Origin of the sequence: Anaerotruncus massiliensis (ex Togo et al. 2026) (assembly GCF_030825285.1) — a bacterium.
In the GTDB taxonomy this organism is placed as follows: Bacteria; Bacillota; Clostridia; order Oscillospirales; family Ruminococcaceae; genus Anaerotruncus; species Anaerotruncus massiliensis.
The window spans coordinates 1-13,787 of the sequence record NZ_JAPJQF010000062.1 but is presented as its reverse complement, the minus strand read 5'-3'; the positions used below and the strand labels follow the sequence as shown (position 1 = coordinate 13,787).

Here is a 13,787-nt window from a genome sequence, read left to right as displayed (position 1 = left end):
GCCGCGCACGCGCGCAAGGCGCGCGAACGCCCGGAACGGGCGTTGTTTTCCGCCGGGCGGTTTTGCCGAGCCTTCCGGCAGCCGTTGTTGGGAGAACGGAATCTGCCATATCAAAAGCGGCCGTCCAGTCGGACGGCCGCTTTTTTATGAGGGTTGACGGGAAGACGGCGAGTGCACCGCCGCTTTGCCGCACGGGCGGAGCTGGCGGCGGCGCACCACGCCCGGCCTGCATCAAAAGTTTCGGGGGTCCAGGGGGAACTCTTCAAAGTTCCCCCTGGTAGGCGCCCAGGATTTCGGAGACGTACATGATATGGTAATCCTTTTCGGGATACCAGCGGGTATCGGGCTCGTGGTCGAGGAAGCAGGCGGGGTCCATCGGCTGGCGGTAGAGCTTGCGGCAGGTGAGCGCGAGCTCCGACTGCGCGAGCACCGGCGCGCCGTCGAGTGCGACGGCCTCGAAGCCGCAGACGGCGAGCTTCTCCTCCGCACGGCCCGAGTGGGACCCGCAGTAGTTCATCTGCTGGCGGTACTGCTCGGGCAAAAAGCAGACGGAAAACCGTTCGCTCCGGTCGAGCAGCTCGCGGGTGAACCGCTGGGGCCTCAAAAAGACCCAGGTGACCGGGCGGTTCCACATAATGCCCACGCCGCCCCAGCTCGCGACCATGGTGTTGACCTTTTCGCCCGACTGGGTGGTGATCATCGCCCATTTGTGGTGGATCGCTTCAAACGGGTTGACGGCCAGCTCGTAGGGGGATATTTTCTGCATATTCTATCATTCCTTCCGTATGTATTCTTCCATGTAATCCCTATTATAGCACGCCCTTTCCGCGAAAAGAACCTCTTTTTGTGCAATTTTACCCAATTAAATTTTTATGATGCTGAATATTTATACGTAAAAATGCTTGCATTTGCATAAATATAATGTATAATAGGGGTATCGAATGAATGATTAACCAACGGAGGAATGAAATATGGAACAGAAATTCAATAAAGTCGTTTTGGCGTATTCCGGCGGTCTGGATACCTCGGTCATCATCCCCTGGCTCAAGGAGCATTACGGCTGCGAGGTGATCGCGGTCGCGGCCAACGTCGGGCAGGGCATGGGTGAGCTCGAGGGGCTTGAGGAGAAGGCGATCAAGACGGGCGCCTCCAAATGCTACATCGAGGACCTCACCGAGGAATTCGTCAACGATTTTATCGTCCCGACCGTCAAGGCGGGCGCGGTCTACGAGGGCAAATACCTGCTGGGCACTTCCTTTGCGCGGCCGGTCATCGCGAAACGGCTGGTTGAGATCGCCAAGAAGGAGGGCGCCGACGCAATCGTCCACGGCTGCACCGGCAAGGGCAACGACCAGGTGCGGTTCGAGCTGACGATCAAGGCGTTCGCCCCCAACATGCCGATCATCGCCCCGTGGCGGTTCTGGGAGCTCAACTCGCGGGAAAAGGAGATCGCCTACGCGGAGGAGCACAATGTCCCGCTCAAGATCAACCGGGAGACCAACTACTCCAAGGACAAGAACCTCTGGCACCTGTCGCACGAGGGTCTCGACCTCGAGGACCCCGCGAACGAGCCGGACTACGATAAGATCCTCGAGATGGGCGTTTCGCCCGAGAAGGCCCCCGACAAGCCCACCTATGTGACGCTGAGCTTTGAAAAGGGCGTGCCGGTCGCGGTCGACGGCCAGAAGATGAAGCCGGTCGACATCATCTATAAGCTCAATGAGCTGGGCGGCAAAAACGGCATCGGCATCATCGACATGGTCGAAAACCGGCTGGTCGGCATGAAGAGCCGGGGCGTCTACGAGACCCCGGGCGGCACCATCCTCTATGCGGCCCACCAGTCGCTCGAGGAGATCACCCTCGACAAGGAGACCCAGCACTACAAGATGCAGATGGGCATCAAGTACAGCGAGCTCGTCTACAACGGCCAGTGGTACACCCCGCTGATGGAGGCGCTCAACGCCTTTGTCGACAAGACGCAGGAGACGGTGACCGGCGACGTGAAGCTCAAGCTCTACAAGGGCAACATCATGAACGCCGGCATGACCTCCCCGCACTCCCTCTATTCGGAGGAGATCGCCACCTTCGGCGAGGACCACGTCTACGACCAGGCGGATTCCGCAGGCTTCATCAACCTCTTCGGCCTGCCGATCAAGGTCAAGGCGCTGCTCGACGAAAAGAAGATCAAATAAAGAAACTGCACAGAGTTTTTAGCCGTAACGCGGGGACGTCTGCCTTCCGCGTTACAGGCATTTCACAACGCGTAAAGGAGAAGCCGGTATATGAAGATGTGGGCGGGACGGTTTTCCAAAGAGGTCGACGACCGGGTAAACGACTTCAATTCCTCCATCCGGTTCGACTGCCGGATGTATGAGCAGGATATCAAGGGCTCGCTGGCGCACGCCGCGATGCTCGCGGCGCAGGGGATCATCCCGCAGGAGGACGCGGACGCGATCGCGCAGGGGCTCGAGGGCATCCTCGCGGATCTAAAAAGCGGCGCGCTCGTCTTCGACCCCGGCGCGGAGGACATCCACATGTTTGTCGAGGCGGAGCTCACAAAGCGGATCGGCGGCGCGGGAAAGCGCCTGCACACCGCGCGCAGCCGCAACGACCAGGTCGCGCTCGACCTGCGGCTGACGCTGCGGGAGGAGGCAAAGGAGATCAAAGCCCTGCTGCTCGCGCTCATTTCGGAGCTGCGCGATCGGGCGGCGGAGCACCTCGACACGGTCATGCCCGGCTACACCCATTTGCAGCGGGCGCAGCCGGTGACCTTCGCCCACCACCTGGCGGCCTACGCCAGCATGTTTTCGCGCGACGTGGGACGGGTGTCCGACGCGGCGGGGCGGATGGAATTCTGTCCGCTCGGCTCGGGCGCGCTCGCCGGGACGACCTACCCGATCGACCGGCAGCGGACGGCGGCGGCGCTCGGCTTTACGGCCCCGACGGCCAACTCGCTCGACGGGGTGTCCGACCGGGACTTCTGCATCGAGCTGGCGAACGCGATCGCGGTCATCATGATGCACCTGTCGCGCTTTTCGGAGGAGATCGTGGCGTGGTGCTCGTGGGAATTCAAGTTCATCGAGCTTGACGACGCCTTCGCGACCGGGTCGTCGATCATGCCGCAGAAGAAAAACCCCGACGTGGCCGAGCTGGTGCGCGGCAAGACGGGACGGGTCTACGGCGATCTGATGACGCTGCTCACGATGATGAAGGGGCTTCCGCTCGCCTATAACAAGGATATGCAGGAGGACAAGGAGGCCGTCTTCGACGCGGTGGACACGGTGAAGCTCTGCCTCAAGACCTTCACGCCGATGCTCCACACAATGACGGTGTTAAAGGAAAACATGCGCGCGGCGGCGGCGAAGGGGTTCATCAACGCGACCGACTGCGCCGACTACCTGACCAAGAAGGGGGTCCCCTTCCGCGACGCATACAAGATCACCGGCGGGCTGGTGGCGGAGTGCATCCGCCGGGGGCTGACGCTGGAGACCCTGCCGCTGGAGGACTACCGGGCGGCGAGCGGGGTCTTCGCGGAGGACGTGTACGGCGCGATCAACCTGGAAACCTGCGTGAAGGGCCGGCTCAGCGAGGGCGGGCCGTCGCCCGACGCGGTGAAAAAACAGCTTGCGCTGATCGCAAAGTTTTTGGAAGAGAACCAAAACTAAAGTTTTGGTCAAGCTTTTTCAAAAGCTTGCGGGTTGTCAGGGCGGGGCCCTGACGCGCGGCGCGTACGCCGCAAGACGCTTTGCCCCCGGACCCCACGGCCTTTGAAAAGGCCGGCGAAATGTTTGATGATTTGAGGTGTTCCCATGGAGAAGATCAAAGCGGGCGTCATCGGCGCCACCGGCTACGCGGGACTCGAGATCGTGCGGCTGCTCCTCTCCCACCCTTTTGTCGAGGTCGCGGCCGTCTCCTCCGTCTCCTTTGAGGGGCGGGCGATCAGCGAAATCTATCCGCAGCTCACCGGCATCTTCGGCGAGACCCTCGCCAATGACGCCGCCGTCGTCGACCGCTGCGACGTCGTCTTTGGCTCGCTGCCCGCCGGGCTCTCCGAGCCCATCGCGCGCCGGTGCTTCGACGCGGGCAAGCTCTACATCGATATGGGCGCGGATTTCCGTCTCAAAAACGAGGCGGATTACAAGCAGTGGTACGACAAGGACTACGCCGATCCCGCGCTGCATGAGGCCGCCGTCTACTGCATCCCCGAGCTGCACCGGGCGAGGCTCGCGGGCGCGAAGCTCATCGGCAACCCCGGATGCTATCCCACCTCCATCGCGCTCGGCCTCGCGCCTGCCGTGAAGGCCGGCGCCATCGACCCCGCCACCCTCGTCATCGACTCCAAGTCGGGCGCGACCGGCGCGGGCCGCGGCCTCGCCCTCAACACCCACTACACCGAGTGCAACGAGGCGTTCGCGCCCTACAAGGTCGCCTCCCACCGCCACACCCCCGAGATCGAGCAGACCCTTTCCGAGCTCGCCGGGCGGGAGGTGAGGGTCACCTTCGTGCCGCATTTGCTGGCCGTCAACCGGGGCATCGTCTCGACGATGTACGCGAATTTCATGCCCGGCTTCGACCTCGCGGCCGTGCGGACGCTCTATGAGGGATTCTACCGAGGCGAGGAATTTGTCAGGGTGCTGCCCGACGGGGCGGCCGCGAACCTCAAGAACGTCAAATATTCCAACTACTGCCACATCTCCCTGCACGCAGACGCCCATACCGGCCGCCTGATCGTCGTCTCGACGATCGACAACATGGTCAAGGGCGCGGCGGGGCAGGCGATCCAAAATATGAATATCGCGCTCGGGCTCGAGGAGGATGCGGGGCTCCGCATTATCCCGCCCGCGTTTTGAGCATGAAGGAGTGAACCAGCATGTCCTATACATTCGTCGAGGGCGGCGTCTGCGCCGCCAAAGGCTTTTCGGCGGGCGCCGTCCATGCCGGCATCCGCAAAAACCGCACCAAAAACGACCTCGCGCTCATCGTGAGCAAGAAATCCTGCGCCGCCGCCGCGATCTATACGCGAAACAAGGTCAAGGGCGCGCCCATCCTCGTGACGCAGGCGCATTTGAAGGATGGCCGCGCGAGGGCGTTCCTCTGCAATTCCGGCAACGCCAACACCTGCAACGCCGACGGCGTCGACATCGCGAACGCCATGTGCGGCAGCGCGGCCGCCGCGCTGAAAATCTCCCCCGCCGACGTGATCGTCGCGTCGACCGGGGTCATCGGCCAGCCGCTGCCGCTTGCGCCCATCACCTCCGCCATGCCCGCGCTGGCCGCTTCCCTTTCGGAGACGGGGAGCGCGGACGCCGCCGAGGCGATCATGACCACCGACACCAGGCGCAAGGAGGTCGCGGTGCGGTTCCCGCTCGGCGGCAAAACCTGCACGATCGGCGGCATCGCCAAGGGCTCGGGGATGATCCATCCCAATATGGCCACCATGCTCTGCTTTGTCACGACCGACGCGGCCATCGCCCCGGCCCTGCTCCAAAAGGCGCTCAAATGCGTCGCCGACGAAACCTTCAACATGGTCTCGGTCGACGGGGACACCTCCACCAACGACATGCTCTCCATCCTCGCAAACGGCGAGGCGGGCAACGCGGAGATCGTCTCGATGGACGCCGACTATTACCACTTCGCGCAGGGGCTCATGATGGTCTGCCGCCAGATCGCCAAGGAGCTGGCCGCCGACGGCGAGGGCGCGTCCAAGCTGCTCGAGTGCACCGTCACCGGAGCGCCCGACAAGGAGACCGCCAAAAAGGTCGCCAAATCGGTCGTCTGCTCGAGCCTCTTCAAGGCCGCGATGTTCGGCGAGGACGCCAACTGGGGCCGTATCCTCTGCGCGATCGGTTACACCGACGCGGAGTTCGAGATCGACCGGGTGGCGGTGACGCTCGCCTCCGACGCGGGGAGCGTCCACGTCTGCGAAAACGGCGCGGGCGTTCCCTTCAGCGAGGAGGAAGCCAAGAAGGTCCTCGGAGAAAAGGAGATCCGCATCGAGGTCGACATGGGGCAGGGCGGGGAATCCGCCACCGCATGGGGCTGCGATTTGACCTATGACTATGTGAAGATCAACGGCGATTACCGCACCTGACCGGCGGCTAACGGCGCGGGGCGGTGCCCCTTCGGCCGCGCGCTTCGGTTGCGTACACATGTACGCGGCCCTCGCGCGCTTCCTCGCCGCCTTGCCCCACATCCGTTTTCCGCGGTCAGGCGGCGCGGCGGGAGATCCTTCGGCACGGGCGGACGGCAACCAATTGGGAGGAGAGGGATAGCATGCAGATTACGAATTCCGATAAGGCGCAGGTGCTCGCGGAGGCGCTGCCCTATATCCAGGACTACGCGGGCAAGGTGGTCGTCGTCAAGTACGGCGGCAACGCGATGGTAGACGGCGCGCTCAAGGCCGCCGTCATGAGCGACATCGTGCTGCTCTCGCTCGTCGGCATCAAGATCGTATTGGTGCACGGCGGCGGGCCCGAGATCACCGAAACGCTCAAGGCCATCGGCAAGGAGAGCCGGTTCATCGGCGGCCTGCGCTACACCGACGAGGAGACCCTCAAGGTGGCGCAGATGGTGCTCGCGGGCAAGACCAACAAGGACCTCGTCAACCTGCTCGAGCAGCAGGGGGGCCGGGCGATCGGTCTCTGCGGCATTGACGGCCGGATGATCTCGGCCAAAAAGATCGAGGGGGAGGCCGACCTCGGCTATGTCGGGGAGGTCACGGGCGTCGACGCGACCGTGCTGCGCGACGCGCTCGACCGGGGCTACATCCCCGTGATCGCCACCCTCGGCTGCGGGGAGGACGGCACCGTCTACAACATCAACGCCGATTCGGCGGCCTGCCGCATCGCGGCCGAGCTGCACGCCGAAAACCTCATCTCCATGACCGACGTGCGCGGACTGCTCCGCAACAGGGACGACGAAAACACGCTGATCCCCGAGGTCAAGGTCAGCGAGGTGCCCCTGCTCGTGCGGCAGGGGGTCATCGCGGGCGGCATGATCCCCAAGGTGGAGTGCTGCGTCGAGGCGGTGCGCCGCGGCGTCAAGCGCGCCTTCATTATCGACGGGCGCATCCCCCACTCGATCCTCATCGAGCTCATGACCAACGAAGGCATCGGCACGATGTTCTTAGGATAGCGGCTGGGGGAACCAGGGGGACTTTGAAAAGTCCCCCTGGACCCCGAAACTTTTGGTTCAGGCGGGACGCGCCGCGACGCCGCGCGCGTCCCGTGAGGATAAAGTTTTCGCCCGCTTTTTCACACACGGCCCGTGAGACTAAAATTTTCGCCCGCCTTTTATAAAAGGCGGCGGGTTGTCAGGGCGGAGCCCTGACGCGCGGCGCGCACGCCGCAAGACGCCTTGTCCTTCAGGCGCATTTTGGAAAAGGGTGGGGGGAAACCTTTTACAAGACAAAAGGTTTTCCCCACGAACGGAAAGGGTGATCAGCATGACCCTCATGGAGGAAGATAAACAGTATATCGCGAACACCTACGGGCGGTTCCCGTTCGAAGCGGCCAGCGGCAAAAACGCGACCTGCATGGGCGGGGACGGAAAAACATACATCGACTTTTCCAGCGGCATCGGGGTGAACTCCCTCGGCTTCTGCGACGAGGGGTGGGCCGCGGCGGTCGCGAAGCAGGCGGCCACCCTCCAGCACATCTCCAACCTCTACTATACCGCGCCGATGGTAAAGGTGGCCAAAACCCTCTGCGAGCGGACGTTTGCCGACAAGGTGTTTTTCTGCAATTCGGGCGCGGAGGCCAACGAGGGCATGATCAAGACCGCCCGAAAATACAGCTTCGATAAATACGGCAGGGGCCGCCACAAAATCGTGGCGCTCGAAAATTCCTTCCACGGGCGCACGGTGACGACCCTCTCCGCCACGGGGCAGGAGGTCTTCCACCGGTATTTCGACCCGTTCACCGACGGCTTTTCGTTTGTGAGGGCGGGGGATATCGCCGCGCTGGAGCGCGCCGCCGACGGGGAAACCTGCGGCATCCTGCTCGAGCTCATCCAGGGGGAGGGCGGCGTGGTGCCGCTCGACCGGGAATTCGTCGACGCGGCGGCGCGCATCTGTAAGGAGCGCGACATCCTGCTGATGGCCGACGAGGTGCAGACGGGAATCGGCCGCACCGGAAAGCTGCTCTGCTGCGAGCACTACGGGATCACGCCCGATCTCGTATCGCTGGCGAAGGGCCTCGGCGGCGGGCTGCCGCTCGGCGCGGTGCTCTTCGGCGAAAAATGCGCCCACACGCTCGGCCCGGGCGACCACGCCACCACCTTCGGCGGCAACCCGGTGGCCTGCGCGGGCGCTTTGGAGGTGCTCGGACGCATTGACGAAAAACTTCTCGCGGAGGTCGCGGAAAAGGGCGCGTACATCACGAGGGCGGTCGAAGGGATGCCGCACGTCGTGAGCGTCGAGGGAAAGGGGCTCATGCTCGGCGTGACGCTCGAGGGGGTCAACAGCCGCGAGGCGGCCGCCGCCTGCCTTGAAAAGGGGCTCATCATCCTGACCGCCAAGGCGAAGCTGCGGATGCTTCCGCCGCTCACCATCACCTATCCGGAAATCGATGAAGGCTTAAAAAGACTGAAAGAGGTGCTCGAACATGAATCATCTGCTGAAACTGCTTGACCTTTCCAACGAGGAGATCATCGAACTGCTGAACCTCGGCGACCAGCTCAAATACGAGCTCAAACACGGCATCCGCCACCAGCACCTGAAGGGGAAAACGATGGGGATGATCTTTCAGAAATCCTCCACCCGGACCCGCGTCTCCTTTGAAGTGGGCATGGCGCAGCTCGGCGGTTCGGCGCTCTTCCTGTCGGCGCGCGATTTGCAGATCGGCCGCGGCGAGCCGGTGCAGGACACCGCCCGGGTGCTCTCGCGGTACCTCGACGGCATCATGATCCGCACCTTCGCCCAGCAGGAGGTCGAGGACCTCGCCAAATACGGCTCGATCCCCATCATCAACGGCCTGACCGACTTCTGCCACCCCTGCCAGGTGCTTGCCGACCTCATGACCATCCGCGAATACAAGGGCGGGCTTGAGGGGCTCAAAATGTGCTACATCGGCGACGGCAACAACATGGCCAACTCCCTCATCGTCGGCGGCCTCAAGACGGGGATGTCCGTCGCGGCCGCGACCCCCGCCGACTACCGGCCCGACCCGGAGGTGCTCGATTTCGCCAAGCCCTACGGGGACAAATTCCTGCTCACCTCCGACATCCGCGCCGCCGCCGAAAAGGCCGACGTCGTCTTTACCGACGTGTGGGCGTCGATGGGCATGGAGGAGGAGGCGGAGAAGCGCCGCGCCGCCTTCAAGGGCTACCAGGTGAACGAGGAGCTTCTCGGGCTCTGCGCGCCCGACGCGATGGTGCAGCACTGCCTGCCCGCCCACCGCGGCGAGGAGATCACCGACGAGACGTTTGAAAAGCACGCCAACGAAATTTTTGACGAGGCGGAAAACCGCCTGCACGCCCAGAAGGCCGTCATGGTCAAGCTGATGGCGGGCAAATAAGATGAAAAAACAGGAGGCCCCATGAGGGGCCTCCTGTTTTTTTGAAGCGCGCAGCAAACGGGCGCGCGATTGACACTGCTTCCACGATGGGCTAAAATAGACACAAACCCGGGCGGCAACGCCGAAAGGACGGACCGATGAACGTGAAAAAGCTGCTGGCGCTTCTGCTGGCGATGATACTGCTCGTCTCCCTCGCCGCCTGCGGGGAGAAGGAACGGGGCGGGGAAAGCTCCTCCTCCGCGCCCGAGGAGGAGCCCGATCCCAACTGGCCGGTCGCGATCGGCGACATCCGCATCCCTGAAAAGCCGCGCGCGGCCGTCTCCCTTTCGCCCGCGCTCACCGAGGTGATCTTCGAGCTCGGCGCGGAAAACCAGCTCGCCGGGGTCAGCGACTTCTGCGACTACCCCGCCGGCGCGGACGGGCTGCCCCGCTGCGGCACCGCCGCGCTGCCCGATTTCGAGGCGCTTTCGGACATCCGGCCCGACGTGGTCTTTTCCTCCGCCGCCCTCTCCGAGGCGGACACGGTGAAGCTCCAGCAGATGGGCGCCGAGGTGGTCGTGCTGCCCCGCGCGCATTCGATGGACGAGCTGCGCGCGATCTACCTGAATACGGCGATCGTGCTGGGCGGGCTGGAGGACGGCGACCAGAACGGCTACGACACCTTCCGGGCGCTTGAAAACCGTTGGGACGCGCTGACCGCCGCCGCCTCACGGGTGACCGAACGGCTGGGCGGCGTCTACCTGCGCGCAGCGCCGCTCATGATGGCGACGGGGGACGCCTTCGAGGGGGAGCTGCTCGCCGCGATCGGCGTCGAGAACGACGCGGCGGCCTACACCGGCTGGGAATACCCCGCCGACCAGGCGGTCAACCTCTATCCCGATATCATCTTCTACGACGAGGGGATCGATCCCGAATACTTTAAGGGCACCCAGGTCTACAACACGACCGACGCCTATAAGCAGGGGCGCATCTACCCGGTGAACGGCACGGCCCTCGAGCGGCAGAGCGGCAGGATGTTTGCCGAGCTGGAAAAAATGTTCGCCGAGGCGTACCCCGAGCTGGCCTCCCTGCTTGACGCGCCGCCCGAGGAGGAACCGGCGGCGGAATCCTCCTCGGGGGAGGAGAGCGGCGGGGACGACGGGATGCTCGACATCAGCGATATGACGCAGGTCGGATAGAGTGACAAACGGGACCGGGGCTCCGCCCCGGTCCCGTTTTTCTTTGCGGGCGGCCGTGTCAGAAGTTGAACTCGTCCTCCCAGGGGAAATCGCCGCCGGATTCCACATCCCCCGGCCAGTGGGCGCACCACGCCGGCAGCGGCGGGTCCTCCACCCGGTCGAGGCTGGGGGTGTAGGGCTTGAGGTCGAGGAGGGGGCTGCCGTCCTCCGCGTCGATGTAGCTTAGTCCGATCACGCCCGCCTTGGGGTCGAGACGGGTCACGGCCGCGCAGGAGAGGGCGAGGGGGTTGGGGCGCATGGGCGAGCGGGTGGCAAAGACCCCCAGGCGCTCCGGTCCTTTGACATAGGGGGACCGTTCGACCAGGTTTTCGCGGGAGCGCGCGTCGTCGCAGCCGGAAAACCACCAGAGGATATTGAGATAGCCGAAGCCCTCCAACCCGGCCATCGCCGGGCGGTAGGCCGGGTCGAGCTCCAGGCGGAAACCGCCGCCGTCCGAACGGACGCGGCCGATCGGTTTTACTGAGTAGCTGATGTCCATAAAAAACCTCCTGTTTGATTTTTTACGGTACCGTTGCTACCAGTATAACAGCAAGCCTTGATACTACAAGCCCCAATTTTGAAAACCCGCAAATCCGTCCCCACGCATTGACGGAGGAGGGCGCAAGCGCGTATAATAGCCAAAAGGGACAACTCCGACAGGAAGGGTGGATGCAGATGATCAGCGGCGCGCAGGCGATGGTGAAATGTCTTGAGGCGGAGGGGATTTCCGTGGTATTCGGGTATCCCGGCGCGGCGATCTGCCCGTTTTACGACTGCCTCGGGCAGTCGTCCATCCGGCACATCCTCACCCGCAATGAACAGAACGCCGGCCACGCCGCGAGCGGCTACGCCCGCGTCACCGGGAAGCCCGCCGTCTGCGTCGCCACCTCCGGCCCCGGCGCGACCAACCTCTTCACCGCGATCGCCACGGCCTATGCCGACAGCATCCCGCTCGTCGCGATCACCGGGCAGGTGGAGACGGGGCTTCTGGGCCGCGACGTCTTCCAGGAGGTCGACACCACGGGCGCGGCGGAGCCGTTCACCAAATACAGCTACCTCGTGGGGGACGCTTCCGACATCCCGCGCGTCTTCAAGGAGGCGTTTTACATCGCGTCGACCGGGCGGCGCGGGCCGGTGCTGATCGACATGCCCGTCGACGTCCAGCGGCAGTTGATCAATTTCCGCTACCCGCAGGAGGCCTCGATCCGGGGCTATAAGCCCCGCTTCCGGGGTCATGCCGTGCAGGTGAAGCGGGTCGCGGAGGCGATCCGCGCCGCCAAGCGCCCGCTGCTCTGTGTGGGCGGCGGCGCGATCGCTGCGGGCGCGCAAAGGCAGGTGCGCGCCCTCTGCGAGGCGGTCTCGCTGCCCGCGGTGAGCACCCTCATGGGCATCGGCGCGCTGCCCGCCGGGCATCCGCTCTATTTCGGGATGCTCGGACAGAGCGGCGGCTGCGCCGCAAACGAGGCGGTCGCCGAAAGCGACCTGCTCATCATCCTCGGCGCGCGCGCCGACAACCGCGCGATGGCCAAGCCCGACCAGATCGAGGCGGCGACCGCCGTCGTGCACATCGACATCGACGCGGCGGAGATCGGCAAAAACCTCGGCACCACCATCCCCCTCGTGGGGGACGCGGCCGCCGTGCTCGAACAGCTTCTCGAGCAGTCCCCGCGCGGCGAGTGGGGCAAGTGGCTCGAATGGCTGCGCGCCCGCCGCGCGCGGGAGGCGGCGCCCGCAGCGGCGCCGCCCAGGGCGGGCTGCGTCGATCCGGAGGCGTTCGTGCGTCTGCTCTCCGCCAAAATGGAACCCGATGCGATCTATGTCTCCGACGTGGGGCAGAACCAGATCTGGTCGGCGAAAAACTGCGCGGTCAGGGACGGGCTCTTCCTCACGACGGGCGGCATGGGCACGATGGGCTACGCGCTGCCCGCCGCCCTCGGCGCGAAGCTGGCCTGCCCCGGGCGGCAGGTCGTCGCCGTCTGCGGCGACGGGGCGTTCCAGATGGCCATGATGGAGCTTGCCACCGCCAACCAGCACGGGGTGCCGGTCAAGCTCGTCGTGATGCGCAACGATATGCTCGGCATGGTGCGCGAAATCCAGCAGAGGGAATACCGGGGCCGGGAAACCGCGGCCGCCCTTGCGGGCGGTCCGGAGATCGGCGGGATCGCCGGGGCGTACGGCGTCCCCTTCGACCGGATCGATTCCATGGAGGAGGCCGGGGCCGCGGTGGAACGATTCCTTGCGGCGGACGGTTCGTATATCCTCGAATGTGTCGTCGACCCGCGGGAGGAAACCCGCTGACAGGAGGGAAAGCGTATGAAACAGATCATGTCGGTGCTGGTGGAAAATAAGGCGGGCGTGCTCTCCCGCACGGCGGGGCTTTTCGCGCGCCGGGGCTTCAACATCGAAAGCCTCGCGGTGGGAGAGACCGAGGACCCCACCGTCTCCCGCATGACGATCGTCGTCGAGGGGGACGAGCGCACCATCGAACAGGTCGAAAAGCAGCTTAATAAACAGATCGACGTCATCAAGGTCAAGCTCCTTGAGACCGACGCGGCCACCCGCCGCGAGCTCATCCTTATCAAGACGAACGCCACACAGCAGAACCGCGGGGAAGTCATCGACATCGCCACGATCATGAACGCCAAGATCGTCGACCTCTCCCGCGCCACCCTCACGGTCGAGATGTGCGACCGCCCCGAGCGGGTCGACCTGCTGATCGATATGCTCACCCCCTACGGCATCGCCGAGATCGCCCGCACGGGGATGATCGCCCTTCAGAAGGGCGCCGACGCCATTCGGAAGTGATTTGCCGCTCAGGGGCTTGTCGGCTGCCCGCCGGCAGGGGCCTTCTTAGGTTTGCCGCTCGGAGAGTGGTGGAGCTTGCCGGGTCCTGCTCCGGCGTGGTTTTGGATTTGCCGCGCTGCGACGGCCCTCAGGCCTAGTGCCGGAGGCGTGTCCCGCCGACGGCCGCCCGGCGGGGCTTGGACGGGAATTGCCGCCCGAGGGCGGCAAGAAATACGAGCGCGTTCCGCCGCGCACCACGGGTTCCTTTTCG

The 13,787-nt window shown here is 64.4% G+C and carries 12 protein-coding genes; 10 read left to right on the top strand and 2 right to left on the bottom strand.

Translation table 11 applies throughout. The features are described 5' to 3' along the window. Window positions 1-262 precede the first annotated feature (262 nt). A complete protein-coding gene (locus RCI06_RS12920) occupies window positions 263-766 on the bottom strand; it encodes a flavin reductase family protein (protein WP_101548195.1) in 504 nt (167 codons plus the stop codon). Window positions 767-971: 205 nt separating this feature from the next. Here RCI06_RS12920 and RCI06_RS12915 point away from each other — a divergent pair, with 205 nt between their 5' ends. From RCI06_RS12915 to RCI06_RS12880, 8 genes are all read left to right on the top strand, one after another. Continuing rightward, window positions 972-2,192 (top strand): argininosuccinate synthase, encoded by a 1,221-nt coding sequence (locus RCI06_RS12915; protein ID WP_101548197.1) that lies wholly within the window; start codon window positions 972-974, stop codon window positions 2,190-2,192. Window positions 2,193-2,282: 90 nt separating this feature from the next. Continuing rightward, a complete protein-coding gene (argH, locus tag RCI06_RS12910; protein ID WP_101548200.1) occupies window positions 2,283-3,665 on the top strand; it encodes an argininosuccinate lyase in 1,383 nt (460 codons plus the stop codon). A gap of 144 nt (window positions 3,666-3,809) precedes the next feature. Then, the gene (gene argC / locus RCI06_RS12905; protein WP_306576305.1) at window positions 3,810-4,850 is read left to right on the top strand and encodes an N-acetyl-gamma-glutamyl-phosphate reductase; all 1,041 of its coding nucleotides are present in this window, start codon (window positions 3,810-3,812) and stop codon (window positions 4,848-4,850) included. 20 nt (window positions 4,851-4,870) lie between these two features. After that, complete coding sequence (gene argJ / locus RCI06_RS12900) at window positions 4,871-6,091, top strand: bifunctional glutamate N-acetyltransferase/amino-acid acetyltransferase ArgJ (RefSeq protein ID WP_306576304.1); 1,221 nt, start codon at window positions 4,871-4,873, stop codon at window positions 6,089-6,091. A gap of 182 nt (window positions 6,092-6,273) precedes the next feature. After that, window positions 6,274-7,134: an acetylglutamate kinase gene (gene argB / locus RCI06_RS12895; RefSeq protein WP_101548206.1), complete on the top strand. Its 861-nt coding sequence runs from the start codon at window positions 6,274-6,276 to the stop codon at window positions 7,132-7,134. Between the two features lie 310 nt (window positions 7,135-7,444). Continuing rightward, entirely contained in the window at window positions 7,445-8,629 is a 1,185-nt protein-coding gene (locus RCI06_RS12890; protein ID WP_306576303.1) for an acetylornithine/succinylornithine family transaminase, read from the top strand. After that, window positions 8,604-9,515 carry an ornithine carbamoyltransferase gene (argF, locus tag RCI06_RS12885; protein ID WP_306576302.1) on the top strand — a complete coding sequence of 304 codons (912 nt, stop codon included), beginning with the start codon at window positions 8,604-8,606 and terminating at the stop codon, window positions 9,513-9,515. The genes RCI06_RS12890 and argF overlap by 26 nt, the downstream gene beginning before the upstream one ends. 137 nt (window positions 9,516-9,652) lie before the next feature. Next, window positions 9,653-10,693 (top strand): ABC transporter substrate-binding protein, encoded by a 1,041-nt coding sequence (locus RCI06_RS12880; RefSeq protein ID WP_306576301.1) that lies wholly within the window; start codon window positions 9,653-9,655, stop codon window positions 10,691-10,693. A gap of 58 nt (window positions 10,694-10,751) precedes the next feature. Here RCI06_RS12880 and RCI06_RS12875 read toward each other — a convergent pair whose 3' ends face one another. After that, entirely contained in the window at window positions 10,752-11,231 is a 480-nt protein-coding gene (locus RCI06_RS12875; protein ID WP_306576300.1) for an SAM-dependent methyltransferase, read from the bottom strand. Window positions 11,232-11,407: 176 nt separating this feature from the next. Here RCI06_RS12875 and ilvB point away from each other — a divergent pair, with 176 nt between their 5' ends. Both ilvB and ilvN read left to right on the top strand, forming a co-directional pair. Then, window positions 11,408-13,030, top strand: coding sequence for a biosynthetic-type acetolactate synthase large subunit (gene ilvB, locus RCI06_RS12870; RefSeq protein WP_306576306.1), 1,623 nt, complete (start codon window positions 11,408-11,410; stop codon window positions 13,028-13,030). 15 nt (window positions 13,031-13,045) lie between these two features. Next, window positions 13,046-13,537 carry an acetolactate synthase small subunit gene (ilvN, locus tag RCI06_RS12865; RefSeq protein WP_101548215.1) on the top strand — a complete coding sequence of 164 codons (492 nt, stop codon included), beginning with the start codon at window positions 13,046-13,048 and terminating at the stop codon, window positions 13,535-13,537. Window positions 13,538-13,787 lie beyond the last annotated feature (250 nt).

What these genes read in the sequence shown, in the direction of transcription:
- RCI06_RS12920 (WP_101548195.1), bottom strand. Translation starts at nt 766, where the DNA reads ATGCAGAAAATATCCCCCTACGAGCTGGCCGTCAACCCGTTTGAAGCG.
- RCI06_RS12915 (WP_101548197.1), top strand. Translation starts at nt 972, where the DNA reads ATGGAACAGAAATTCAATAAAGTCGTTTTGGCGTATTCCGGCGGTCTG.
- argH (WP_101548200.1), top strand. Translation starts at nt 2,283, where the DNA reads ATGAAGATGTGGGCGGGACGGTTTTCCAAAGAGGTCGACGACCGGGTA.
- argC (WP_306576305.1), top strand. Translation starts at nt 3,810, where the DNA reads ATGGAGAAGATCAAAGCGGGCGTCATCGGCGCCACCGGCTACGCGGGA.
- argJ (WP_306576304.1), top strand. Translation starts at nt 4,871, where the DNA reads ATGTCCTATACATTCGTCGAGGGCGGCGTCTGCGCCGCCAAAGGCTTT.
- argB (WP_101548206.1), top strand. Translation starts at nt 6,274, where the DNA reads ATGCAGATTACGAATTCCGATAAGGCGCAGGTGCTCGCGGAGGCGCTG.
- RCI06_RS12890 (WP_306576303.1), top strand. Translation starts at nt 7,445, where the DNA reads ATGACCCTCATGGAGGAAGATAAACAGTATATCGCGAACACCTACGGG.
- argF (WP_306576302.1), top strand. Translation starts at nt 8,604, where the DNA reads ATGAATCATCTGCTGAAACTGCTTGACCTTTCCAACGAGGAGATCATC.
- RCI06_RS12880 (WP_306576301.1), top strand. Translation starts at nt 9,653, where the DNA reads ATGAACGTGAAAAAGCTGCTGGCGCTTCTGCTGGCGATGATACTGCTC.
- RCI06_RS12875 (WP_306576300.1), bottom strand. Translation starts at nt 11,231, where the DNA reads ATGGACATCAGCTACTCAGTAAAACCGATCGGCCGCGTCCGTTCGGAC.
- ilvB (WP_306576306.1), top strand. Translation starts at nt 11,408, where the DNA reads ATGATCAGCGGCGCGCAGGCGATGGTGAAATGTCTTGAGGCGGAGGGG.
- ilvN (WP_101548215.1), top strand. Translation starts at nt 13,046, where the DNA reads ATGAAACAGATCATGTCGGTGCTGGTGGAAAATAAGGCGGGCGTGCTC.